This window comes from Candidatus Nanopelagicales bacterium, assembly GCA_041393815.1.
Taxonomy (GTDB): domain Bacteria; phylum Actinomycetota; class Actinomycetes; order S36-B12; family JAWKJK01; genus JAWKJK01.
On sequence record JAWKJK010000008.1, the window covers coordinates 11511 to 35293 of the forward strand.

Here is a 23783-nt window from a genome sequence, read left to right on the forward strand (position 1 = left end):
CAGGGGCGGCGCGGTTCAGCCCGCGTCCCGGCGGACCTCGGGGTCGCGCAGCTCGACGGTGAGCGCCTCCAGGGCCAGCAGCGGCGCGACGTTGGCCTGCATCGCCAGCCGGGCCCGGCTGACCGCCTCCATCCGCAGCAGCGTCCCGTCCGGACTGGTGGCGGCGGCGAGCTGCGCGAGCTGCACCCGCAGCTCCTCGTTGACCAGCGGCACGCCGGCCTCGACCTGGACGGCGAGGACGTCGCGGTAGAGCGCGAGCAGGTCCACCAGCGCCCGGTCGATCTGGTCGCGAACGGTGCGGGTGCGCCGCGACTTCTGCCGGTCCTGCAGGTCCTTCAGCGCGGCCGACGCGAGCCGGGACACGCGGGCCTGGGTGACACCCTCCGACCCCTCGCCGTACGCCCGCATGAGGTCCGACTGCTCGCGCGCGTCGATCGGGTCGGTGATGGCGTGGGCATCCTCGGTGGCCGCGTCCAGCAGGTCCGCGGCGGCCGCGAAGCAGGAGGGCAGGTCGCGCAGCCGGAACGGCACCCGCAGCACCTCCTGCCGCCGCAGCCGGGCCTGCTCGTCGGTGGCCAGCGCCCGCGCCCGGCCGATGTGCCCCTGCGCGGCACGGGCCGCGAACGACGCCATCGCCGGGTCCACCCCGAACCGCGTCACCAGCGCCTCGGCCACCTCCGGGATCGGCGGGGTGCGCAGCTGCAGCAGCCGGGTCCGCGAGCGGATCGTCGGCAGGACGTCCTCGACGCTGGGCGCGCACAGCAGCCACACCGTGTGCGGGGTCGGCTCCTCGATCGCCTTCAGCAGGGCGCTGACCGCCTCGTCGGTGAGCCGGTCGGCGTCCTCGATCACCAGGACGTGCCAGTGGCTCTGCGTGGGCGCGTTGGCGGCCCGGCGCACCAGCCGGCGGGCCTCCTCCACGCCGTACGAGAGCCGGTCCGGGCGCACCACCTCGACGTCGGGGTGGGAGCCGGCGCGGGCCTGGCGGCAGGAGTCGCACTCCCCGCACCCGTCGTGCGGGCAGACCAGCGCGGCGGCGAACGTCACGGCCGCCACCGAGCGGCCCGACCCGGGAGGCCCGGTGACCAGCCAGGCGTGGGTCATCGCTCGGGTGGACACCGACTCCGGCGACTCGAACAGGTCCGGCCCGCCGCGCGCGTCGGCCACCGCCCGGCGCAGGTCGGCGACCGCGTCCTCCTGCCCGACCAGGGCCTCCCAGACGCTCACGCGGATCCCTCGGAGCCCTGCTCCGCGACGCCCACGACGGACGACTCGACCGACGACCCGACCGCCGACCCGACCGACGACGCCCGGGCGCCGAGCAGGGTGTCCACCCGCGCGGCCACCTCGGCGGCGAGCTCCGGCGCGGGACGGGTGCCGTCCAGCACCAGGTAGCGCCCGGGGTCGCGCGCCGCCAGGGCGACGAACCCCTCGCGCACCGCCCGGTGGAACTGCGCCGGCTCGGACTCCAACCGGTCCGGGGTGCCCAGCCGGCCCAGGCCCACGGTCGGGTCGACGTCGAGGACCACGGTGAGGTCGGGCCGCAGGCCCCGGGTCGCCCACAGCGACAGGCCCTCGACGGTCTCGATGCCCAGACCGCGTCCGACCCCCTGGTAGGCGACGGAGGAGTCCAGGTAGCGGTCGGTGACCACCACCGCCCCGCGGTCCAGGGCCGGGCGTACGACGCGGGCCACGTGGTCCCCGCGGGCGGCGGCGAACAGCAGCGCCTCGGCCCGGTCGTCCAGGCCCTCGTGCGCGCGGTCCAGCAGCACCTCGCGGATCCCCTCGGCCGCCGGCGTCCCGCCGGGCTCGCGGGTACGGACCACGTCGTGCCCGGCCGCCAGCAGGCGCGTCGCCAGCAGCGTCGCCTGGGTCGACTTGCCGGCCCCCTCGCCCCCCTCGAACGCGACGAACAGGCCGGCGTGCGGCCGCGGCTCGTCGATCGGCAGGGCGGCGGCGGGCATGCGCGGCAGCGTACGCGTCGACTCCGACCCCCGGACCCGCGGTCGGTGCCACCCCGCGGCGCCCGCGGGAGCCGGACACGCTCGGCTCCGCCGCGGTGTGGGGTTGCTTCGCGGTAGCTGGCTACTTCGCGGCGGCCGGCTTCTTGGCAGCGGTCTTCTTGGCCGCGGCCTTCTTCGCGGGGGCCTTGCGGGCGGCGGTCCGCTTCTTCGGCGCCGGACCCTTGGCCCGCTTCTCGGCCAGCAGGTCCGCAGCGCGCTCCAGCGAGATGGTCTCCGGGTCGTCCGCGCGACGCAGCGACGCGTTGACCTCGCCGTCGGTGACGTACGGACCGAACCGGCCGTCCTTGAGCACGATCGGCTTGCCCGACGACGGGTCGGTGCCGATCTCGCGCAGCGGCGCCGCCGCGGTCTGGCCGCGGCGCTGCTTGGGCTGCGCGAGCAGCGCCAGCGCCTCGTCGAGGGTGATCGTGAAGATCTGCTCCTCCGACGCCAGCGAGCGGGAGTCCTTCTCCTTGGTGATGTACGGGCCGTAGCGGCCGTTCTGCGCGGTGATGACCACGCCGTCGGCCGGGTCGGCACCCACCACGCGCGGCTGGGACAGCAGCCGCAGCGCGTCGTCGAGCGTGACGGTGTCCAGCGTCATGTCCTTGAACAGCGACGCGGTCCGCGGCTTCGCCGACTTCGGCGACCCCTCGGGCAGGACCTCGGTGACGTACGGGCCGTACCGGCCGGCCTTCGCCACGATCTCGCGCCCGGTCTCCGGGTCGGTGCCCAGCGGGTGGTCGCCGGAGGGCTGGGACAGCAGCTCCTCCGCCTTGGCCGCGTCGAGCTCGTCGGGGGCCAGGTCGGGCGGGATGTTGGCCCGCTGCTCGCCGCGCTCGACGTAGGCGCCGTAGCGGCCGACGCGCACGACCGCGTCGGTCTCCGGGATCGGGAACGTCGCGATCTGCCGGGAGTCGATGGCGCCGAGGTCCTCGGTGAGGTCCTTCACGCCGCGGAACGGCTCGCCGGCGGTCTCGCCGCCGCGCCAGAACGTGTCCAGCGGCCCGAGCCGGCCGGAGTCGCCGTTGGCGATGAGGTCGAGGACCTCCTCCATCCGCGCGGTGAACTGGTAGTCGACCAGCGAGGTGAAGTGCTGCTCCAGCAGCCGCACCACCGCGAACGCGAGGAACGACGGCACCAGCGCGGACCCGCGCTTGGTGACGTAGCCGCGGTCGACGATCGTGCCCATGATCGTGGCGTACGTGGACGGCCGGCCGATGCCGAGCTCCTCCAGCCGCTTGGTCAGAGTGGCCTCGGTGAACCGCGCGGGCGGGCTGGTGCGGTGGCCGTCGGCCTCCAGCGTGCGCGCCTGGACCTGCTGGCCCTCGGACAGCGGCGGCAGCCGGCGCTCGTCGTCGCCGTTGCGCGAGCCGTCGCGGTCGGCGTCGGTGCCCTCCTCGTACGCGGCGAGGAAGCCGGGGAACACCACGACCGTGCCGGAGGCGGAGAACTCCGCGTCCCGCCCGTCGGTCGCGGCGGCGCCGAGGCGGACCGTGGTCGTGGACACCCGCGCGTCCGCCATCTGCGAGGCGACCGTGCGCTTCCAGATCAGGTCGTACAGCACGAACTCGTCGCCGACCAGCTCGCCGGACACCTCTGCGGGCGTACGGAACACGTCGCCGGCCGGGCGGATCGCCTCGTGCGCCTCCTGCGCGTTCTTGACCTTCTTGTCGTAGCGCCGCGGTCCGGGCGCGACGTGGTCGGCGCCGTAGAGCTGCGCCGCCTGGGCGCGGGCCGCGTTGATGGCGGTCTCCGACAGCGTGGTCGAGTCGGTGCGCATGTACGTGATGTAGCCGCGCTCGTAGAGGCCCTGCGCGACGCGCATGGTGCGCTGGGCGCCCCAGCGCAGCTTGCGGCCGGCCTCCTGCTGCAGCGTCGACGTCATGAACGGCGCCGACGGCCGGCGGTTGCTCGGCCTCTCCTGGACCGAGCGCACGGTGAACGTGGCGCCCGACAGCGCGTCCACCAAGCCGCGCGCGGTCGCCTCGTCCAGCGCCACCACGTCGGCCCGCTTCAGCGCGCCGGTGTCGTCGAAGTCGCGGCCCTCGGCGACGCGGACGCCGTCCACCGAGCTCAGCCCGGCAGCGAACGCACCCGGGTCGAACAGGCCCTCGATGTCCCAGTACTCCGCGCTGCGGAACGCGATCCGCTCGCGCTCCCGGTCCACGACCAGCCGGACGGCCACGGACTGCACCCGGCCGGCGGACCGGGCCTCACGGCCGATCTTCTTCCACAGCACCTCGGACACCGGGTACCCGTACAGCCGGTCCACGATCCGGCGGGTCTCCTGCGCGTCGACCAGGCGCATGTCCAGGTCGCGGGTGTGCTCCAGCGCGTCCCGGATCGCGCCGCGGGTGATCTCGTGGAACACCATCCGACGCACCGGGACCTTGGGCTTGAGCACCTCCATCAGGTGCCAGGCGATGGCCTCGCCCTCGCGGTCCTCGTCCGTGGCCAGCAGCAGCTCGTCGGCGTCGGCGAGCTTCTTGCGCAGCTCGGACACCTTCGCCTTCTTCGAGGCGTGCACGACGTAGTAGGGGCGGTACTCCTCGTCCACGTCGACCGCGAGCTTGGCCCACGGCTGCTTGCGGACCGACTCCGGCAGCTCGGAGGCCTTCGTCGCCAGGTCGCGGACATGGCCGACCGACGCCTCGACGTCGAACTCCGGGCCGAGGTAGCCCTGGATCGTCTTCGCCTTCGCCGGTGACTCGACGATCACCAGCCGACGGCCGGACCTCGCCTTGGGGGGCACGCTGACCTTCTCTCCGTCCCGCTCTGCACGACCGATGCACTGCTGCTGTACGAGTGCCGGCGCCGTCGCCTGCACCGCCGCCGGAGCGGTCCCGGGGCGTGCCCGGAGCCGACTGCCGATCGGGCGGAGTGTGACGGTATCCGGGGCCGCGGTGTCAACACGGTGCCGGCCCGGCGTGGCGTGATCCCCGGCACGTGCGGCTCCTCCCCCCTACGGGGGGACCTGCGCGGAGGTGCTCCTGGTCACTGTCCCGCGGAACGGGACGGGGGTCGGAGGGCGCCGCTGCGGAGCAGGGCCCGGGCGGCCGGGAGCGTGACGGCCAGCAGGTCCAGCCGGTCGCTGCCGCTCGCGGCGGCCTCCGCGTCCACCAGCGCGTCCAGGGTCCGGGTGCCGTCCGCCGGTCGCAGCACGGCCAGCGCGCGGGGATCCAGACGCTCCGGCGGCCGCCAGCCGTCGACCCGGGCGACCCGCGGGGGCAGCCCCGTGACCCCGTCGTCCAGGACGACGGTCTCCTCCAGCACGCGGGTCCCCGCCGCCCAGGCGGGAGCCGCCGTCAGCAGGGTGCCCGCGTCGAGCGCGGCGAGGTCGTCGTACGCGGCGACCTGGTCCACCACCTCGCCGCCGCGGGGCAGTCGCGGGGCCTCGGCGAGGTCCTCCACCTCCACCCAGGGGACGTCCCGGCCCGCGGCGTGCAGGACCACCCAGCCGAAGCCGACGGCCTCCGCGCGCATGGCCCGCAGCGCGGCCAGCCAGTCCGCGTACAGCGCGTCCGCCTGCGGCCGGGCGTGGTCGCCCGCGTCGCGCAGCCACAGCTCGGCGTACTCGGCGGGGTCCTGCAGATCGCGATGCACGACCCAGGCGTCGCAGCCGGAGCCGTCGACCCAGGAGGCCACCCGATCGCGCCAGTCCTGGCCCTCCACGTGCAGCCAGTTGGCGAGGACGACGCACCAGCCGTCGTCGGCCAGGTGCCGGGGCGCGCGGGCCAGCAGGGTCCGGCCGAGCTCGTCGCCGGGCAGGCCGGCGTCGCGGTACTCGTAGCGCGGCCCCGGCGACACCACGAACGGCGGGTTGGACACGACCAGGTCGAACCGCGCGCCGTCCACCGGGTCGAACAGCGACCCGCGGCGCGACTCCCAGGTGACCCCGGACAGCCCCGCGGTGAGCGCGGCCAGATCCAGCGCGCGGGCGTTGGTGTCGGTGCCGACGACGTGCTGCGCGTGCCGGGTGAGGTGCAGCGCCTGGACGCCGCAGCCGGTGCCGAGGTCGAGCGCGGTGGCCACGGGGAGCCGCGGGGTGATCTGGGCCAGCGTGACCGACGCCCCACCGACGCCGAGGACGTGGTCGGGCGGTAGCGACTGCCCCGGGGGCAGCCGGTCCGGGCCGAGGTCCGAGACCACCCACCAGTCGACGTCGGCCTCGCCGTACGGGCGCACGTCCAGGGCCGCGCGCACCCCGTCGTCCGGGGCGGCACCGTCGACCTCGACCAGGCCGAGCTCGCGGGCCGCGTCCACCGGCAGAGCCCGCTCGACCTGCCGGCGCGGGACCTGCTCGCCGAGGACGAACAGCCGCAGCAGCGTCCCGCAGGCGGTGCCCCCGGCACCGGCGTCCCCGGTTCCGCCGCCGGTTCCGGTCCGGGTGCCGGGGTCCGTCACGGTGGAGGGGTTGGACAGCACGACCGAGGCGGGGACGGTCTCGCCGCGGCCCAGCGCCGCGTACGCGGTCGGCCCCAGCGCCTCCAGCGCGCCGTCCACGGTGTAGCCGGCGGCGGCCAGCGCGTCCCGGACCGGGCCGAGGGCCTCCGGGTCGGGGGTGGCGGTCACGTGCCGAATCCTCTCGCGACGCACCCCCCGAACGCAGTTGTGGTGCCGGTTGCGCGAGCTCTAGCTCGCGCAACCGGCACCACAACGAAGAGACCTACGCCTTGGCGATGTCCTCCTCGCCCACGGCCACCGGCCGGCGCTTGGAGATCACGATCGACACCACCACGATGGCCACCGCGACCAGGGCGATCGCCCAGCGCAGTGCGGTGTTGCCGTCCAGCGTCAGGGACACCACCGCGGGGGCGATCAGCAGCGAGACCAGGTTCATCACCTTGATCAGCGGGTTGATCGCCGGGCCGGCGGTGTCCTTGAACGGGTCACCGACCGTGTCGCCGATGACCGTCGCCGCGTGCGCCTCGGAGCCCTTGCCGCCGAAGTTGCCGTCCTCGACGTACTTCTTGGCGTTGTCCCAGGCGCCGCCGGAGTTCGCCAGGTAGACGGCCATCAGGACGCCGGTGCCGATCGTGCCGGCCAGGTACGCGCCCAGTGCGCCGACGCCGAGCGAGAAGCCGACCGCGATCGGCGTCAGCACGGCCAGCAGACCGGGGGTGATGAGCTCGCGCAGCGAGTCGCGGGTGACGATGTCCACCACGCGGCCGTACTCCGGACGCTCGGTCCCCGCCATGATCCCGGGGTGCTCGCGGAACTGGCGACGCACCTCGAAGATCACCGCGCCGGCCGCGCGGGAGACCGCGTTGATGGCCAGCCCGGAGAACAGGAACACCACGGAGGCGCCGATGATGAGGCCCACCAGGTTGCGGGGGTTGGCCACGTCCAGGACGCCGGCGTACTGCAGCGCGTCCTGCAGGCTCAGGCTGCGGACCGCATCGCCCGCCGCCGCCGTGGCCGAGACCACCGCGTCCCGGAACGACCCGAACAGCGCGGTCGCCGCAAGCACCGCCGTCGCGATCGCGATGCCCTTGGTGATGGCCTTGGTGGAGTTGCCGACGGCGTCGAGACGGGTGAGCACCTGCGCGCCCTCGCCCTCCACGTCGCCGGACATCTCCGCGATTCCCTGCGCGTTGTCGGAGACCGGGCCGAAGGTGTCCATCGCGACGATGACGCCGACCGTGGTGAGCAGGCCGGTGCCGGCCAGCGCGATCGCGAACAGCGACAGGGTGACCGAGCCGGCGCCGAGGAGGAACGCCCCGTAGACGGCTGCGCCGATCAGCAGCGCGGAGTAGACCGCGGACTCCAGGCCGACCGAGATGCCGGACAGGATCACCGTGGCCGGACCGGTCAGCGAGGACTTGGCGACGTCGTCGACCGGGCGGCGGTTGGTCTCGGTGAAGTACGCGGTCAGCTGCTGGATCACGGCGGCCAGCACGATGCCGATGAGGACCGCGCCGATGGTGAGGTAGCGGGGGTTGAAGCTCTCCAGGACCACGGCGTCGAGGCCGAGGCCGTCCAGGCTGATGCCGGTCATGTTCACGATCCGGTCCGGCAGCCACAGGAACGCGGCGATGATCACCAGGACCGCGGAGATGCCCGCGGAGATGAAGAAGCCGCGGTTGATGGCCGACATGCCGGAGCGGTCCCCGGCACGCGGCGACACCGCGAAGATGCCGATGACCGCCGTGATGACACCGATGGCGGGGATGACCAGCGGGACCACCAGGCCGAGGTCGCCGAACGCCGCCTTGCCCAGGATCAGCGCCGCGACCAGCGTGACGGCGTACGACTCGAACAGGTCGGCGGCCATACCGGCGCAGTCGCCCACGTTGTCGCCCACGTTGTCGGCGATGGTCGCCGCGTTGCGCGGGTCGTCCTCGGGGATGCCCTGCTCGACCTTGCCGACCAGGTCGGCGCCGACGTCGGCGGCCTTGGTGAAGATTCCGCCGCCGACTCGCATGAACATGGCGAGCAGCGCGGCGCCGAAGCCGAAGCCCTCGAGCACCTTCGGGGCCTCGCCGCGGTAGACCATCACGACGATGGCGGCACCGAGCAGGCCGAGGCCGACGGTGAACATGCCGGCCACGCCACCGGTGCGGAAGGCGATCTTCATGGCCTTCTGCTCGCCGCCGTCCTCGTTGGCGGCGGCGGCCACGCGGACGTTCGCACGGACCGCGAGCCACATCCCGACGTATCCGGTGATCGCGGAGAACACGGCGCCGACGAGGAAGAAGATGCTGCGTCCGATGCGCTCGCCGGTGGTCTCCGCCGGCAGCAGGAACAGCAGGAAGAAGACGACGACGGCGAAGATCGCCAGGGTGCGGAACTGCCTGCTCAGATAGGCGGCCGCGCCCTCCTGGACGGCAGCGGCGATGTCCTTCATCCGCTGCGTGCCCTCGCTGGCGGCCAGGACCTCCCGGACCAGCAGCCCCGCGACCGCGAGCGCGGCGACGGCGATGAGCGCCACCACCAGCACGGTCACGAAGTTGCCGCCCGCGAGGTCCACGGTGACCACGGTCATGTGGGACTCCCTCGACGGTTGCTCCCGAGTGCGCTCCGACCAGGTGCCGGACCGCGGGAGGAGGTGTGCGGCGGGGCACGGCGACGGCCCCGCGATCGGCGCGGAGTCTACGCACCGGGGATGCGGCGACCGGACCCGGCCCCTGGCCGGTCAGGCCGGGGCGCGGTGCGGCGCAGAGTCGGTCGCGCGCAGTCGCTCGCCGAGCCCGTCGCAGTCAGTCGCGCGGGGGCAGGTTCCAGACCAGCCGCAGGATGTCGCCCCGCGTGCCCGGGCGCACGTCGCTGCGGTCCGCCAGGGCCCCCACCAGGGCCAGGGCCATCCCCTCGTCCTCGTCGGGGAGGTCCCCGCCCGCGTCGTGGACCTCGACGGTGAACGTGTCCAGGTCGTCGGCGAGGACGACGCGGACGTCGGCGTGGGTGCCGCTGCGGACGTTGCGGAGCACGGCGCGGGCCGCGGCCTCACCCACGGCGAGCCGCACCTCGTCGAGCATCTCGTCGTCGAGGCCGGCCCTGCGGGCGGCGGCGGCCGCCACCAGTCGCGCGGTCCGCACCTGCTCGGGCAGGGCGGGGATGCACAGCGACGCCTCGGGCACCGGTGCCGCCCCTCAGCCGGCCAGCGGTTCGGACAGCGCGGACTCCACGCTGGAGTGCAGCGGGACGACCGCGTCCAGCCCGGTGATCCGGAAGACCTTGCGGATCCGTTCCTCAGTGACGACCAGCGCCAGTCCTCCGCCGCGCTCCCGGGTCCGCTTGAGCGCCTTGACGATGACGCCGAGACCGGTCGAGTCCAGGAAGTCCACGCCGGTCAGGTCCAGCACCAGCCGGGTCTGCCCCTCGTCGATGAGCGCGCCGAGCCGCTCGTCCAGGGCGGGGGCGGTGTAGACGTCGACCTCGCCGCCGACCTCGACCACGGTGCGGTCGCCCTCGGCGCGCGTCTGCACGGTCAGGTCCACCGGTCGTCTCCCGTCATCGCGTCGACGTTACGCCCCGGAGCCACCGTCGGGCGCCGTCCGCTCGCGTTGTACGACCGACGCCGGGCATGCCTGCTCCGCGGGGCTCACTGTGGCACACCCGGCCCGGGCGGCGCAGGCGGCGACCACGCCCGGCGCAGGGGTGGACGGATCGGTCGCGCCAGCGGCTGCGCCGGACACACCGACGCCCCGGGCCGGGCTGCGCGGGTGTCGGACCGGCGCGCGAGGATCGCGGGGTGAGCGCCGACCGGCTGGACCACCTGTTCGGGGTGGTCGCAGGCTCGGCGCGCCGCCGCGAGCGCGTGACGCACGTGGAGGTCGTCCCCCCGCGGGAGGCGGTTGCGGCCCCATGGCCGGACTGGACCCCGGACACGCTGCGGGAGGCGTGGCAGGCCCGGGGGATCGCGTCGCCGTGGACGCACCAGGTCGCCGTCGCGGAGCACGCGCGGGCGGGCCGGCACGTGGTCGTCGCCACGGGGACGGCGTCGGGCAAGTCGCTCGCGTTCGGCCTGCCGGCCCTGACGGCGGTGCTCGAGGGCGCCGCGGCGCCGAGCGGGCGCGGGGCGACGGTGCTGTACCTGTCGCCCACCAAGGCGCTGGCGCACGACCAGTGGCGGGCGCTGGAGTCGCTGGCGGTGCCGAACCTGCGGGTGGCGGCGTATGACGGGGACACCCCGCGGGAGGAGCGCTCCTGGGTCCGCGCGCACGCCGGCTACGTGCTGTCCAACCCGGACCTGGTCCACCGCTCGATGCTGCCCGCGCACACGGCCTGGTCGTCGTTCCTGCGCGCGCTGGCGTACGTCGTGGTCGACGAGTGCCACGTCTACCGGGGGGTGTTCGGCTCGCACGTCGCGGCCGTCCTGCGGCGGTTGCGACGGGTGGCCCGGCACCACGGTGCGGACCCGGTCTTCGTGCTGGCGTCGGCGACGGTGGCGGACCCCGGCGTCGCGGCGTCCCGGCTGGTGGGGGCGCCGGTGGTCGCCGTGACAGAAGACGGCTCTCCCCGGGGCGAGACCGACGTGGTGCTGTGGGAGCCGCCGCTGACCGACCTGGCCGGCGAGCGCGGGGCGCCCGTACGTCGGTCGGCGACGGCGGAGACGGCCGACCTGCTGGCCGACCTGGTCGCAGCCGGGGAGCGCACGCTGGCGTTCGTCCGGTCCCGGCGCGGCACGGAGGCGGTGGCGATGCAGGCCCGCGACCGGCTGGTCGACGTCGACCCGGAGCTGCCGGGCCGGGTCGCGGCGTACCGCGCCGGCTACCTGCCGGAGGAGCGGCGCGCGCTGGAGCGCGACCTGCGCTCGGGCCGGCTGCTGGGCCTGGCCACGACGACGGCGCTGGAGCTCGGCGTGGACGTCGCCGGCCTCGACGCAGTGCTGATGGCCGGCTGGCCGGGGACGCGCGCGTCGCTGTGGCAGCAGGCGGGGCGGGCGGGCCGCGCCGGCGAGGGTGCACTGGCGGTCCTGGTCGCGCGGGACGACCCGTTGGACACCTACCTGGTGCACCACCCGGAGGCGATCTTCGGCGCACCGGTCGAGGCGACCGTGCTGGACCCGGACAACCCGTACGTGCTCGCACCCCACCTCGCCGCGGCGGCCGCCGAGCTGCCGCTGACCGTCGACGACGTGGCCGCCGACGGCTGGTTCGGGCCCACGGCCCGGTCGCTGGTCGACGTGCTGGTGGCGCGCGGCCTGCTGCGACAGCGACCGACCGGATGGTTCTGGACCCGGCGGGAGCGGGCCTCGGACCTGGCCGACCTGCGGGGCACCGGCGATGGGCCGGTGCGCGTGGTCGAGACGGGTACCGGGCGCATGCTCGGAACCGTCGACGCGGGCGCGGCGCCGTCGACCGTGCACCCCGGTGCGGTGTACGTCCACCAGGGGGTCACGCACGTCGTCGAGTCGCTCGACCTGGACGAGGCGGTGGCCGTCGCCGAGCCACGGGTCGTCGACCACACGACCCAGGCCCGGGAGGTCAGCGACATCCGGATCGTGTCCGAGTCGCGGCAGCGGCACTGGGGCGAGGCGACGGTGCACTTCGGCACGGTCGAGGTGACCTCCCAGGTGGTCGCGTTCCTGCGCCGACGGCACCTCACCGGCGAGGTGCTCGGCGAGGAGCCGCTGGACCTTCCGCCGCGCCACCTGCGCACCCGGGCGGTGTGGTGGACGGTGTCCGACGCCCAGCTCGCCCGGGCCGGGCTGGCCGGGGTGGACGTGCCCGGCGCCGCGCACGCGGCCGAGCACGCCTCCATCGGGCTCCTCCCCCTGGTCGCGACCTGCGACCGGTGGGACATCGGCGGCGTGTCCACCGCGATCCATCCGGACACCGGGCGGTGCACGGTCTTCGTGTACGACGGCCACCCGGGTGGCGCCGGGTTCGCCGAGCGCGGGTTCCACGCGGCCCGCGCGTGGCTCACCGCGACGCGGGACGCGATCGCGTCCTGCGAGTGCACCGACGGCTGCCCGTCGTGCGTGCAGTCCCCGAAGTGCGGCAACGGCAACGACCCGCTGGACAAGCACGGTGCCGTACGGCTGCTGGACGAGCTGGTGTCCGCCGCGGACGCCGACGGCTCCGCCGGTTCTGCCTGACGGCCGGCTCTGCCCGTCCGCCGGCTCTGCCCGACCGCCGGCTCTGCCGTCCGCCGGCTCTGCCCGACCGCCGGCTCTGCCCGACCCCGGCTCTGCCGTCCGCCGGCTCTGCCCGACCGCCGGCTCTGCCGTCCGCCGACTCCGCCCGACCGCCGACACGGACCGGCCGGTCCGGCGGGCGCGCGGGCCGGTGTCCGGGTAGGCCTCGGGACCGGCCTGGCTGACGGCTCGTACCCGCGGCGCCTCCCGCCCGTCGAGCCGGGCCAGGGCCGCCATCAGCGGCGGCGGATCCCTGCTCACGGTCACGACGAGGACCAGTCGTCCCGCCGGGTCCCCGGCCTGGCACGAGTCCAGGCGGGCACCGTTGTCCCGGGCCACCCTCCCGGCCCGCTCGCAGGCCCGGCCGGGCAGATCCAGTAGCCACGTCGCGCCGGCCAGGGCGGCCAGGTCCGCGGCGGTGGCCGCGCGCTGCCGCGCCAGGGCGAACTGGGCGATGCCGAGGGCCGCGGTACCCGCGGCCACAAGAACCAGCACGAGGGCCAGGGCGGCGACCGTGGCCGAGCCCCGTTCCGCGGGAGTCGCCGGCATCGACCTCGACCGCGCAGCACCTCGACGAACGAGCCGCGGACCGAGCCGCACCGGGTGTCGCAGACCGAGCCGCCGACCGAGCCGCCGCTCGATCCGCGCGGGGACACGCCTCGCGGGCCTGGTCACGGTGGCCATGGCGCCGTCGTCCACTCGCCGGTGAGCGCGTCCTCGCGCTGAGCGCTCGCCTGTGCCTCCACGTCCACCCCGAGCCCGGCGACGAGGGGAAGCGGGGCCCGCACCCGGTGCCACACTGTGACGAGCACGGTCTCGTCGTCCCGGCTGACCGACAACTGCGCGCCGGGCGCGGACCGCTGCGCGGCATCGAGGACCCGGGCGTCGGGCTCCCCGCGCGCGGCGAGCCGAGCGGCCGACCGCGCGGCGTCGCCGACCCGCAGGTGGGCCGTACCGATCCCGACGACCCACACCAGCAGCAGCGTCACCGCGACCAGCGCGGGCACCGCGAACGCGGCCTCGACCGTGACGCTCCCCCGGTCGAGGCCGCGCCCGCGGGTGCGACCGGTCCACCCGCACGCCCGCTCCGCCCCCGCGCGGAGCCGCGGGCTCGATGCACCGGTGGCGCGCATGTCAGCCGACGAGGAAGCCGAACGCGGTCTGGATGACCTGCCAGATCAGTTCCCGGACGGGCTCGCTGGACAGCAACTTGATGAGAATGCCGCCGAGCCCGGCGACCGCCACGGTGCCGACGGCGTACTCGGCGGTCGAGAGACCGCGATCCTCGCGAGTGACGCGCGCGGCGCGGGTGAGCAGGTGACGCATGGGACCTCCCCCACCGGCATCCGGCCGGAACGGGCGGTCCTCCTGGACCGCGGAGGAACCCTGCGCCGCGCGCCCGGACCTGCGGCAGGGGAGGCAGTACGTCTGTGGACGGCGCGCACGCATCGCGGAGACCTGGGGACAACGGACCGGGGACAGCGGATGTCCATCGCTGGACGGGCTGCACGGTCCCGGTCGACGGCCCAGGGAGGCGCGGCTTCCTCGTGCGGCCCGCGTCGCCGCCCCCGGCAACACCGCAGGGCGCCGCAGCCGGGACCCCCGGACGGAGTGGATCTTCCGCGGAAGATCCACTTCCTCATCGCTGCCCAGCCGGCCGTCCGGGTGGGACGCATCCCCAGCCTCTGGGAGGCGTCACCTCTTCGGGTCACAAAGTCGATCTTCCGCGGAAGATCGACTTCCTGGGTGCTCCAGCGCTGATCGCCGCGCCGGCCGACTCGCGTGCGCTGGCACACCCCGGGCCCGGGCTCGGCTCGGCCGTGCTCCTGCGCCGATCCTCGGCAGCGGATGCAGGCCCTCGTCCACGCGTTCCGGCGAGGACCAGGACCACGCCAGGCTGCAACCGGCGTGCGCACACGCCTTCATCACATGTGGATCTTCCGCGGAAGATCCACTTCTCACGGCCGCTCAGGCACGTCACGGGGCTGCCCCGGCACGCCGCCGAGGAGACACGTGTCCCCAGCGGCACGTGGGCGTCGCCTCACCCGATCGTGAAGTCGATCTTCCGCGGAAGATCGACATCGGATCCCCCGACCGACCGCGCCAAGCCCCGGCGCCGGGCCGCGGGAACCGTCAACCGATCAGGTCGCCGGCCAGCGACGCCACCACGGGGACGACCCCGAGGAGCAGGAAGGCCGGCAGGAAGCACGCCCCCAGCGGTGCGACCGCACGTACGCCGGCCGCCCGGGCCGCGGCCTCCACGGCCGTCCGGGTCTCGCGTCGCAGATCGTCGGCGATGCCCGGCAGCACGTCGGCCAGGGGCGCCCCGGAGTCCACCGAGCGGGCCACCGCCCGACCCAGCGTCTCCAGGCCCGGTTGCGCCGCCAGCGCCCGCCACGTCTCGACCGGGTCGGCGCCCAGGTCGAGGGACGCGACGAGCACGCGCAGCGGCTCGGACACGGGCTCCCCCATGGCGCCCGCCACCGCGTCCACCGCGACCGGGACCGGCGCGCCGGATGCCAGGCACGCGGCCAGCAGGTCCGCCACCTCCGGGGCCTGGGACCTCAGCAGCCGGGCGCGCTCACGCATCGCCTTCGGGGTGAGCCGGGCCAGGAGCCGGACCGTCGCCGCCCCGACGACCGCCCCGAGCACGAGTCCGAACCAGCCGCCCACCACCACCGCGGTCGCCACCGCCGCGACGGCCGCCGCGAGTCGCGACGGCGTGGGCCGGGACCTGCCGGCGGACGCCACACGAGTCGAACGAGTCGAACCGCGCAGGGCGAGGCGTCGACGGCCGCGACCGAGGTCACCCGGCCGTCGCAGCGCGCAGACCCGTCGCAGCCGGCGTCGTACGGCGACCCCGTCGTCGCGCACCCACGCCGCCGCCGCGCCTGCGGTAGCCACCGCCGCCCACATCGCGGACGCGTCGCCGGCCATCAGGCGTCCTGCCGCTCGCACGAGTCCATGGCCCGGGCCCGACGAGCCCCGCTGGCCGGTGCGGCGCGCGCGGCACCGTGGCGCTTCACAGCCTCCGCTCCACCCCGGCGGCGATCCGGCCGGTCCAGGCCATCCCCAACGCGGTGAGGCCGAGGCCGGCGGCCAGGCAGCCCCGGCCCGCGGCCGTCCCCACCAGCCAGCCCACGGGGTCCGCGCCCAGCAGCATGCCCATGCCCACCCCGATCAGCGGCAGCGTCGCCAGCATCCGGGCCGTCGCGCGCGGGCCGGCCAGCTGCGCCTCCAGCTGGGACCGCACCTCCTCCGCCGCGCGGGCGGAGGCCACTAGCCGCTCCACCGACGCCGCGAGCCCGGCGCCGGACGACTCACCCACCTCCCAGCAGGCCGCCAGGCCGCGCAGCAACGGCGATCCGCGCCGCCGGGAATCGGCGCGCAGTGCCAGCGGTACGTCACCGCCGAGGCGGGCGGCGGCCGCGGCCTCCGGGCACACCGGTGGGTCGTGCACGGCCGCGGCGCGCTGCAGCGCGGACCGGGCGGGCTGCCCCGCCCGCAGCTCGGCCGCCAGTGCCGACGCCGTGTCGAGGATCCGGATCCGGGCGGCCGCGGCCCGGCGGCGGCCCCCCGCCGTGACGGCCAGTCCGACCGCGCGACGACGCAGCCAGCCCCACGACCGCGACCCGACCCACAGCACCGCCCGACCGGCCGCGTACCGGCCGAGCACGGCCGACCGCCGAGCGAGGGCGGAGTACGCGCCCGTCGCGCCGTCGGTACGACCACCCAGCCCGGTCGCGGCACCCTCCTGCCCCGCCGCGGCCGCACCCGGCGCGCTCGGCCCCCACGCCGCCGACGCCCGCCCCCCGGCGGGCCGGGCGACCCGGAGCGCACGGCCCCGCGGCGGCCCCGGGCGCAGCACCAGCACGGCCGTCGCCAGCAGCACCGCGGCTACGAGCAGCCTCATGGCCGTCCTCCCCGCGCCCCTCCGGGCGATGCCCCCGACCGGATCGACGGCGGCCGGCCCGGCGGATGTCCCGGGGCGTGGTGCCCGAGCCGCTCCGCAAGCCCGGCCAGCCCCTCCCCCGCGACCGGGCCTTCGGGGCCGAAGGTGAGCGCGGGGACGGTGTGGACGTACCCGCGCTCGTCCCGGCGCAGCACGTGCAGCGCGTCGACGCGCCGCGCGCCGTCGCGGCCCCGCGCCAGGTGGATCACCGCGTCCAGCCCCGCCCCGGCCAGCGCGTGCAGCGCGGTGCGTGGCAGGCCCGCCGACAGCGCCAGTGCCTCGAGCCGGGCGGGCACGTCCCCTGCGGAGTTGGCGTGCACGGTGCCGCAACCACCCTCGTGCCCGGTGTTGAGCGCCGCCAACAGGTCCACGACCTCGGCCCCCCGGACCTCACCGACGACCACGCGGTCCGGCCGCATCCGCAGGGCCTGGCGGACCAGGTCACGCAGCGAGACGGCGCCGCTGCCCTCCAGGTTCGGTGGGCGGGCCTCGAGCCGGACCACGTGCGGGTGGTGGGGGAGCAGCTCGCCGGAGTCCTCGACGAGCAGCAGCCGCTCGCCGGGATCCACCAGGCCCAGCAACGTGGACAGCACGGTCGTCTTCCCCGTGCCGGTGCCCCCGGACACCAGGAACGCCACCCGCGCCGCCACCATCGCGGCCAGCCAGCGCGCGCCCTCGGCGTCCAGCGACCCGGCGGCCACCAGCCCGTCCAGCGTGAACGCGCGCCGTCGCGGCACCCGCAGCGAGATCAGCGTGCCGCGGGCCGCGACCGGCGGCAGCACCGCGTGCAGCCGGGTGCCGTCCGCCAGCCGGGCGTCGACGTAGGGGGACGCGTCGTCCAGGCGCCGGCCGGCGTACGCGGCCAGCCGCTGGGCCAGTCGCCGCACGGCCGCCTCGTCGCGGAACCGCACCGCGACCCGGTCCAGGCCGTGGCCCCGGTCGACCCAGGTCTCCCCCGGCCCGTTGACCAGCACGTCGGTCACCTCCGGGTCGCGCAGCAGCGGCTCCAGCGGGCCGGCCCCGGCCAGCTCGTCGCGCAGCGTCGCCACCAGGTCCAGCACGGTGTCGTCGCCCAGGACGACGCCCTCGTCCCGCAGCACCGCGGCCACCCGCGAGGGGGTCGGGTCGGCGTCGTCGGCGACCAGGCGGGACCGCACCCGGTCGACGAGGGCGGCACCGGCGAGTCCACTCACGCCGCCAGCCCCGCGGTCAGGTCGAGGGAGTCCAGCAGCACCTCCACCGAGCGGGAGAAGGCACCCCGGCCGCGCAGCCCGGGCGGATCGCCCCGGTCGACCGCGGCGGACAGCCCGCCCTCCTCCGCGACCAGCCCGAGGAGCGGAAGCGACAGGGCATCGGCCACCACGTCAGCGTCCAGGGTGCAGCCGGGCGGCTCCCGGACGACCAGGCGTACGTCGGCCGTCGTCGCGCGCAGCGACCGCAGCACCCGGGCCGCGGCAGCGGTCGCCCGCACCTCCGCGGGCACGACCAGCAGCGCGCAGGTCGCCCGGGTCGCGGCCTCCCGGGCCGCCTCGTCCACCCCTCGTGGCAGGTCGACCAGGGTCAGGTCGAAACCGCGGGCACCCGCGTCGACCACGGACGCCATGGCCTCGCGCGGCACCGCCATCACGTCGCCCCGGTCCCAGGACAGCACCGCGAGCTCGTGCGCGGAGGGCAGCGCGTGCTCCAGCGCGGTACCCGCGACCCGGCCCCGGGTGGCGGCCAGGTCCGGCCACCGCATCCCCGGCACGTCCTCGCCGCCGAGCAGGAGGTCCAGTCCGCCGCCCGACGGGTCGGCGTCGACCAGCAGGGTGCGGACCCCCCGACGGACGGCGGCCAGTGCCAGCCCGACGCACAGCGTCGACGCACCGGCACCACCGCGACCGCCCACCACGGCCAGCACGACCCCGTCGCGGGAGGGCCCCTCCTGCAGGTCCGCCAGCCGGTCCACCACCCACCGCTCGCCCTCGGGGAGCAGGGCGACGTGGTCCGCCCCGATCGCGACGGCGTCCCGCCACAGCTCGGCGGTGTCCGCGCGCGCCACCACCGCGACGTCGCGCCGCCGCGGGGGTGCACCGCTCGCCAGCCGCTCCGCCAGGTCCGCGCCCAGCAGCACCAGGGGGGCACTGGCCCACGAGGCCCGCGCCGCCTCCACGTGTGCGGCCACCTCGACCTCCACTCCCGCGGCCGCCGCGAGCCGGAGCAGGTCGTCGAGGAGGTCGGCGTCGTCGGTGGCCACGAGCGGGCGGACCGCGCCGCGGGCCTCGGTCGCCGGACCGGGCGCCCTGCGAGCAGCACCGTCCAGGCGGCCCGCACCGTCCGGCCCGCGGCCACCCTCGGTGCGTCCCCCGTCCCGCCGTGCCGTACGCCCCATCGATCGCGCCCCCGTCCGCACCAGGTCGGCGACCCTCTGCCGCCGCGGCACGAGACTGCGGCCCCGCGGGGCGCCCGCGGAAGCCTCCGACGCACGACTGTGGACGAGGGAGCGCCCGGACGTCCTAGAGTCGAGCCGTGGAGGAGCCCACGGGGTCCGGTCGCGCGGCGGCGTTCTTCGACCTCGACAAGACGATCCTGGCCAAGTCCAGCTCGCTGATGTTCGCGCGCCCGTTCTACAAGGGCGGGCTCATCGGTCGCAGCGACGTCGTCCGCAGCGCGTACGCGCAGTTCGTGTTCCTCGCATCCGGCGCGGACCACGACCAGATGGAGCAGATGCGGGCGTACATGTCCGCACTGGTCAAGGGCTGGGACGTGGAGAAGGTCCGGCAGATCGTGGGCGAGACGCTCGACGAGATCGTCGACCCGGTCATCTACGCCGAGGCGGTCGCGCTCATCGACGAGCACCATGCCGCTGGCCGGGACGTCGTCATCGTGTCGTCGTCCGGGACCGAGGTCGTGGAGCCGATCGGCGAGCGCCTCGGAGCCGACATCGCGATCGGCACGCAGGTCGAGATCGTCGACGGTCACTACACCGGGGACCTGCTGTTCTACGCGTACGGCGAGGGCAAGGCGGAGGCGATCCGCCAGCTGGCAGTGGACCCGGGCTACGACCTGGCCACGTCGTACGCCTACTCCGACTCCATCACCGACCTGCCGATGCTGGAGCTGGTCGGGCACCCGGTCGTGGTGAACCCCGACTCGGAGCTTCGAGCCGTTGCGGCGCAACGGGACTGGCCGGTGCTGGACTTCGAGAAGCCGATCGCGATGCGGTCCCGACTGGCTCGCCCCGAGGGGCGCCGGGCAGCCGCCGTCGGGGCGGCCGGAGCCGTCGGAGCCGCGGCTCTGGGCGTGGCCTGGTACGCGGCCCGTCGGGCCGCACGCGGCGGCTGACCGCTCACGCCGCCCGCCGGCGTACGTCAGTCGGTCGCAACTCGGGACACACCCGACGTCAAGGGGTCCGCAGGCCTTGTCTTCCGCGCGCAGCGGGCGTAGGAAGGAGGAGTCGAGACGACGAAGCCGACGCGGCGACCAGCCCACGAGCAGGGGCGTCCGGGACGGACCCTCGGGTCCGGACCCGACGAGACCCAGGTGCACGCCAGGCTTCCGTCGAGTCGGCGAACGGCGCCCCTCCCCGGGGCGCCGTTCGTCGTCCGGGGACGTCTCCCGATGCGTCAGTGCAGCGAGGCGAGCACCTCGCGCGACTCCCGCGCGGCGACCTCGACCATCGCGTTGTGCCTGATCAGCCACTGGGCGACGCCGTCCCCGGTGCCGGAGGCGTAGCCGCGCAGGGCCTGCACGTAGGACGGCCGACCCAGCGCGTACGCGCCCACCTCCGGAGCGACCAGCAGCGACGGATCCACCCCTCGGTCCGCCAGGACCAGCCGCACCGTCGCGCGGGCCACCAGACCGGACCCCCAGCTGAACGGGCGCAGCGCCAGCAGCTCCCCGTGCGCCACCGCGGCGACCACGAGCGCCGGCGCCTCGGTCGGGCGCGTGAGGAGCGTGGCCAGCGAGTCCAGCCGAGCGGCGACCTCCGCCGCGGGGGGCGGCGTACCGAGCCGCAGCGGGTCGTCGGCGGTCTCCTCGACCCGCGGACGACCCAGCGACCCCTCCGGGGCGAACTCCATCGCGGCCACGAGGTGCAGGCGGGCCAGGACCTGCATCGGCGACAGGCCCCAGACCCCGACCTGGGCGGGCACCTCGGCCGTGACGCGCAGCGCGGCCGCGGCCAGCCGGCCCATCGGGGAGCGGTCCAGCGGGGCACCCGAGCGCAGCGCCTCCAGCGAGATGTCGGCGCCGTCGAGCGCCGCCGTGGCGCGAGCGCCGCGCAGGGCAGACTCGTTCACCAGCCGGTGCGAACGCTCCCGCAGGGTGCGATCCCACAGCAGCGCGTCGACCTCTCGCCGCGCCTCCTCCGCCGACTCCGCCACGCCGGGCAGCGCGGCGAGCTGGGCGAGGACGTCGGACCGTGGCACGGCCGAAACCGTACCGGCCGTGGACGGGGGTTCCGATGCCACGTCACCGAGCCGCCCGAACGTCACCGCCCTGCGAATTGGGTAGTTCCCCCGATGCGGCGTACCGGTCTGGGCGGACAGCGTAGGGGGCGACGGAATCGACAGCGGAGGGTGACATGGCTTCCTGGACCAGGCGAGTGGCTCGCCTCACGATCGCGGTCCTGGTGGGACCACTCCTCGCCTCGACGGCCGGTGTCACCGCGGAGCCCGCGCTCGCCGCCGCGACTTCGTGTCACGTGGGGACGACGGACTACCTCTACCCGGGGCGCTACGTCGCCTCGTTCACCGGCACGTGGGGCAACCAGTACGGCGACGAAGTAGTCGACGGCCGGATGGAGATGACGGTCTCGGCCGGAGGCAGGGGCGAGGGGCAGGACGTCACGTTCGGCGGCACCTGGAGCGGGAGCGGCCAGTACCGGTTCGCGGATCACATGTACCTGTCGTGGCAGCTGACCGCGGGGACGATCACGGGACAGGCGTCGTACCTGCACGGTCGCCTGGTCGCCGACCCGTACGCCCCCGGCGAGCCGCCCCGGGTCGAGATGTCGGCAGCCTTGAGCGGCTCGGGCGAGGACTCCGACATGGGTGGCGTCAGTCCGGTGGCGCTGGACGGGTCGCTCGTGACCGAGGAGCTGCTCTCCACGGTCGCCACCGCGGACCCCTCGTGCGTGGGGACCACCGCGACGCTGGGGCAGGACGCCACCGAGTTCCTGTACCCCGTGTGGACCGCGACGAGCACCTGGACGCAGCAGCCCCGGCTCGTGTTCGCCATGGACGGCGCGACACAGGCGGAGTTCGACAAGGAGCGGGGCGAGCTCGGCGCGAGGATCGATGCGGCGCTCGCCGCCAGCGGCGAGAACTCGGAGGCTCGTGTGGCCAAGGGCCAGGCCCTCATGCAGGCATGGCTCGCACTGGCCGACCGACGTGACTGCGTGGCAGTCGAGACCCGGCAGCGGATCGTCAAGGCCTACCAGGCCCTGGTCGGAGTGCCTGTCTCCGCCCTGCGCGCCCTGAAGGGACCCAAGATCGTCACCGCAGAAGGCGCTGCCGTCCTGGCCCGGACCACCACCCTCCTCGAGGAGTGGGCGACGCTGGACAAGTCGTTCAGCTTGGTCGCCGGCGGTGACGTCGGGGACGGGTGCCTGCCCGACGCAAGCGTCGTCGGCCGCGCGGTCTCCGACGTGGCCTGGCGGTTCGTGTGCTGGACCGACCAGTGCCGTGCCGCCCTGTGGCTCGACCGGCAGGCCACTCTGCTGGGCGGCCCCTCGCTGCTTCCCCAGATCGTGGCGTCCGCCGCGAAGGAGGCCGCGGCCACTCTGGAACAGCTGCAGGACACCTACCGAGGCCTGCCCCCGGCCGCCGCCAAGCGTCTCGCCGCGAGGGCCGTCGCCGCGGACCGGGCCAGCGTCCGCCTGGGCAACCCGTCCACCGGCGCTGTGCGCTGGGTCGCACGGCATCCCTGTATCGCCAGGGGAACCTGCCGGAGGTAACGGAAGGCGACCGCCCTCGTGAGGGCCGCGTCCGCCCAGGCCACGCGGCGCGGACGCGGTCGGCGCGCTCCGACGTCCTGGCCTCAGTACGACTGGATCGGGCGACCCTGCAGCGCGGTCAGCACCGCGGGGTCCTGCGCATCCAGCCACGACTCGAGGTCGCGGTTGGTGACGAAGCGCACGTCGGGGTACTTCGCATGCGCGTCCCGAACGAAGTCGGTGAGCGCGTCCCGGTAGGCCCCGCAGGCCCACTGGTTGAAGTGGTTGCCGATGAAGAACGGTGCCCGGTTGCCCTGGTAGACGGCGTCCAGCGCGGCCATGTAACTGTCGTACGTGGACTTCCGGATCTTGTCGCAGCCCGCCTGCGGGGCGTCCACCTTCCCGCCGTTCTGCACGTACAGGAAGTTGTAGTCCATCGAGATCGCGGTGCGCCCGTACCCCACGATCTTCACCGCCTGCAGCGGGAAGTCCCACAGCCGGTCCTTCGCGACCTTGCGCGGCCACTGCAGCTTGCCGGGGTTCGATGCGTCGTAGGTGTAGCCGGCCGCGATGAACGCCTTGTACATCTGGTCCCGGTCACCGGCAAGGCAGGGGGTCCTGCCCCCTCGCACGACGGAGGCGTTGAAGGGCAACGGGTTCGGCGGGTCGGGCGTCCCGTTGATCTGCGCCCAGTCGTTGACAACCATGTCCCACTGCTCGATCTCGCTGGTCCAGTCCGCGGTGGTCCACACCCCGACGCCCTCCGCGTCGCAGAAGTGGCCCAGGTAGTGGGTGCCGATCTCGTGCCCGTGGTCGTACGCGGCCGTCAGGTTCACGATCCGCTGCGGCACCAGGTCCGCGTCGGCGAACCCGATGGCCGAGGTTCCCCGCTCCTTGCGCGGCGGGTCGTACAGGTCGGCCTGACCCTCGGGCAGCAGGCACAGCCCGGACAGGAAGAAGGTGAACCGCGCGCCGGTCTCCTCGCCGAGGTCCAGGTAGTGCCGGAACAGCTCGTCGCGGCAGGCGCCGTCGAACGACACCACGACGAACTGGGGGGCCTGCTCGCCCTCCGCGAGGGCCGAGACCTCCATCACCGGCTGCGGCTGGTTCTCCGCGGCCACGCCGTTGCCGGCGCCGGTCGTCGCGAAGTCCTCCCGCTGCACCGGACCCGCGCCGTCGGAGGTGACCGCGCCGTCGTACACGGCGGTCCCGCCCAGCGCGGTCGGCACGACGGACGAGGGCAGGACCAGTCCGAGCACCAGCCCGCCGACGGCCGCGACCGTCAGCAGGAAGGGGAGCAGCGTCCGGACCCGCACGGGTCACGAGGGT

18 protein-coding genes are annotated in these 23783 nt (G+C 75.2%); 3 read left to right on the forward strand and 15 right to left on the reverse strand.

Annotation, left to right across the window (positions count from 1 at the left end; genetic code table 11):
* Positions 1-15: 15 nt before the first annotated feature.
* The 7 genes from R2737_17195 to R2737_17225 all read right to left on the reverse strand — a co-directional run bounded on the left by R2737_17195 (position 16) and on the right by R2737_17225 (position 9943).
* Complete coding sequence (locus R2737_17195; GenBank protein MEZ5118001.1) at positions 16-1227, reverse strand: DNA polymerase III subunit delta'; 1212 nt, start codon at positions 1225-1227, stop codon at positions 16-18.
* The gene (gene tmk / locus R2737_17200) at positions 1224-1964 is read right to left on the reverse strand and encodes a dTMP kinase (GenBank protein MEZ5118002.1); all 741 of its coding nucleotides are present in this window, start codon (positions 1962-1964) and stop codon (positions 1224-1226) included. The genes R2737_17195 and tmk overlap by 4 nt, the downstream gene beginning before the upstream one ends.
* A gap of 121 nt (positions 1965-2085) precedes the next feature.
* Complete coding sequence (topA, locus tag R2737_17205) at positions 2086-4758, reverse strand: type I DNA topoisomerase (protein MEZ5118003.1); 2673 nt, start codon at positions 4756-4758, stop codon at positions 2086-2088.
* Positions 4759-5000: 242 nt separating this feature from the next.
* Positions 5001-6578 (reverse strand): class I SAM-dependent methyltransferase, encoded by a 1578-nt coding sequence (locus tag R2737_17210; protein MEZ5118004.1) that lies wholly within the window; start codon positions 6576-6578, stop codon positions 5001-5003.
* 94 nt (positions 6579-6672) lie between these two features.
* Positions 6673-8991 carry a sodium-translocating pyrophosphatase gene (locus tag R2737_17215; protein ID MEZ5118005.1) on the reverse strand — a complete coding sequence of 773 codons (2319 nt, stop codon included), beginning with the start codon at positions 8989-8991 and terminating at the stop codon, positions 6673-6675.
* A 214-nt stretch (positions 8992-9205) separates the two neighbouring features.
* On the reverse strand, positions 9206-9583 hold the full coding sequence (locus tag R2737_17220; protein MEZ5118006.1) for an ATP-binding protein: 378 nt from the start codon (positions 9581-9583) through the stop codon (positions 9206-9208).
* 12 nt (positions 9584-9595) lie between these two features.
* Positions 9596-9943: an STAS domain-containing protein gene (locus tag R2737_17225; GenBank protein MEZ5118007.1), complete on the reverse strand. Its 348-nt coding sequence runs from the start codon at positions 9941-9943 to the stop codon at positions 9596-9598.
* A gap of 254 nt (positions 9944-10197) precedes the next feature.
* On the opposite strand from R2737_17225, the gene R2737_17230 reads away from it, so the two are divergent.
* Entirely contained in the window at positions 10198-12546 is a 2349-nt protein-coding gene (locus R2737_17230; protein MEZ5118008.1) for a DEAD/DEAH box helicase, read from the forward strand.
* 710 nt (positions 12547-13256) lie between these two features.
* On the opposite strand, the gene R2737_17235 is transcribed toward R2737_17230, so the two are convergent.
* From R2737_17235 to R2737_17260, 6 genes are all read right to left on the reverse strand, one after another.
* Complete coding sequence (locus tag R2737_17235) at positions 13257-13718, reverse strand: TadE family type IV pilus minor pilin (protein MEZ5118009.1); 462 nt, start codon at positions 13716-13718, stop codon at positions 13257-13259.
* A 1-nt stretch (position 13719) separates the two neighbouring features.
* On the reverse strand, positions 13720-13911 hold the full coding sequence (locus R2737_17240) for a DUF4244 domain-containing protein (GenBank protein ID MEZ5118010.1): 192 nt from the start codon (positions 13909-13911) through the stop codon (positions 13720-13722).
* A gap of 807 nt (positions 13912-14718) precedes the next feature.
* Positions 14719-15522 carry a type II secretion system F family protein gene (locus tag R2737_17245; GenBank protein MEZ5118011.1) on the reverse strand — a complete coding sequence of 268 codons (804 nt, stop codon included), beginning with the start codon at positions 15520-15522 and terminating at the stop codon, positions 14719-14721.
* A gap of 85 nt (positions 15523-15607) precedes the next feature.
* Positions 15608-16498 (reverse strand): type II secretion system F family protein, encoded by an 891-nt coding sequence (locus tag R2737_17250; protein MEZ5118012.1) that lies wholly within the window; start codon positions 16496-16498, stop codon positions 15608-15610.
* Positions 16495-17730, reverse strand: a complete 1236-nt coding sequence (locus R2737_17255; GenBank protein MEZ5118013.1) for a TadA family conjugal transfer-associated ATPase — start codon at positions 17728-17730, stop codon at positions 16495-16497. The genes R2737_17250 and R2737_17255 overlap by 4 nt, the downstream gene beginning before the upstream one ends.
* On the reverse strand, positions 17727-18773 hold the full coding sequence (locus tag R2737_17260; protein MEZ5118014.1) for a hypothetical protein: 1047 nt from the start codon (positions 18771-18773) through the stop codon (positions 17727-17729). The genes R2737_17255 and R2737_17260 overlap by 4 nt, the downstream gene beginning before the upstream one ends.
* Positions 18774-19045: 272 nt before the next feature.
* On the opposite strand from R2737_17260, the gene R2737_17265 reads away from it, so the two are divergent.
* Positions 19046-19861, forward strand: a complete 816-nt coding sequence (locus R2737_17265; protein MEZ5118015.1) for an HAD-IB family hydrolase — start codon at positions 19046-19048, stop codon at positions 19859-19861.
* Positions 19862-20142: 281 nt separating this feature from the next.
* On the opposite strand, the gene R2737_17270 is transcribed toward R2737_17265, so the two are convergent.
* A complete protein-coding gene (locus R2737_17270; protein ID MEZ5118016.1) occupies positions 20143-20946 on the reverse strand; it encodes a hypothetical protein in 804 nt (267 codons plus the stop codon).
* Between the two features lie 203 nt (positions 20947-21149).
* On the opposite strand from R2737_17270, the gene R2737_17275 reads away from it, so the two are divergent.
* Complete coding sequence (locus R2737_17275; GenBank protein MEZ5118017.1) at positions 21150-22475, forward strand: hypothetical protein; 1326 nt, start codon at positions 21150-21152, stop codon at positions 22473-22475.
* Positions 22476-22558: 83 nt separating this feature from the next.
* Here the strand turns inward: R2737_17275 and R2737_17280 are convergent, their stop codons facing one another.
* Entirely contained in the window at positions 22559-23770 is a 1212-nt protein-coding gene (locus R2737_17280; GenBank protein ID MEZ5118018.1) for a hypothetical protein, read from the reverse strand.
* Between the last annotated feature and the right edge of the window lie 13 nt (positions 23771-23783).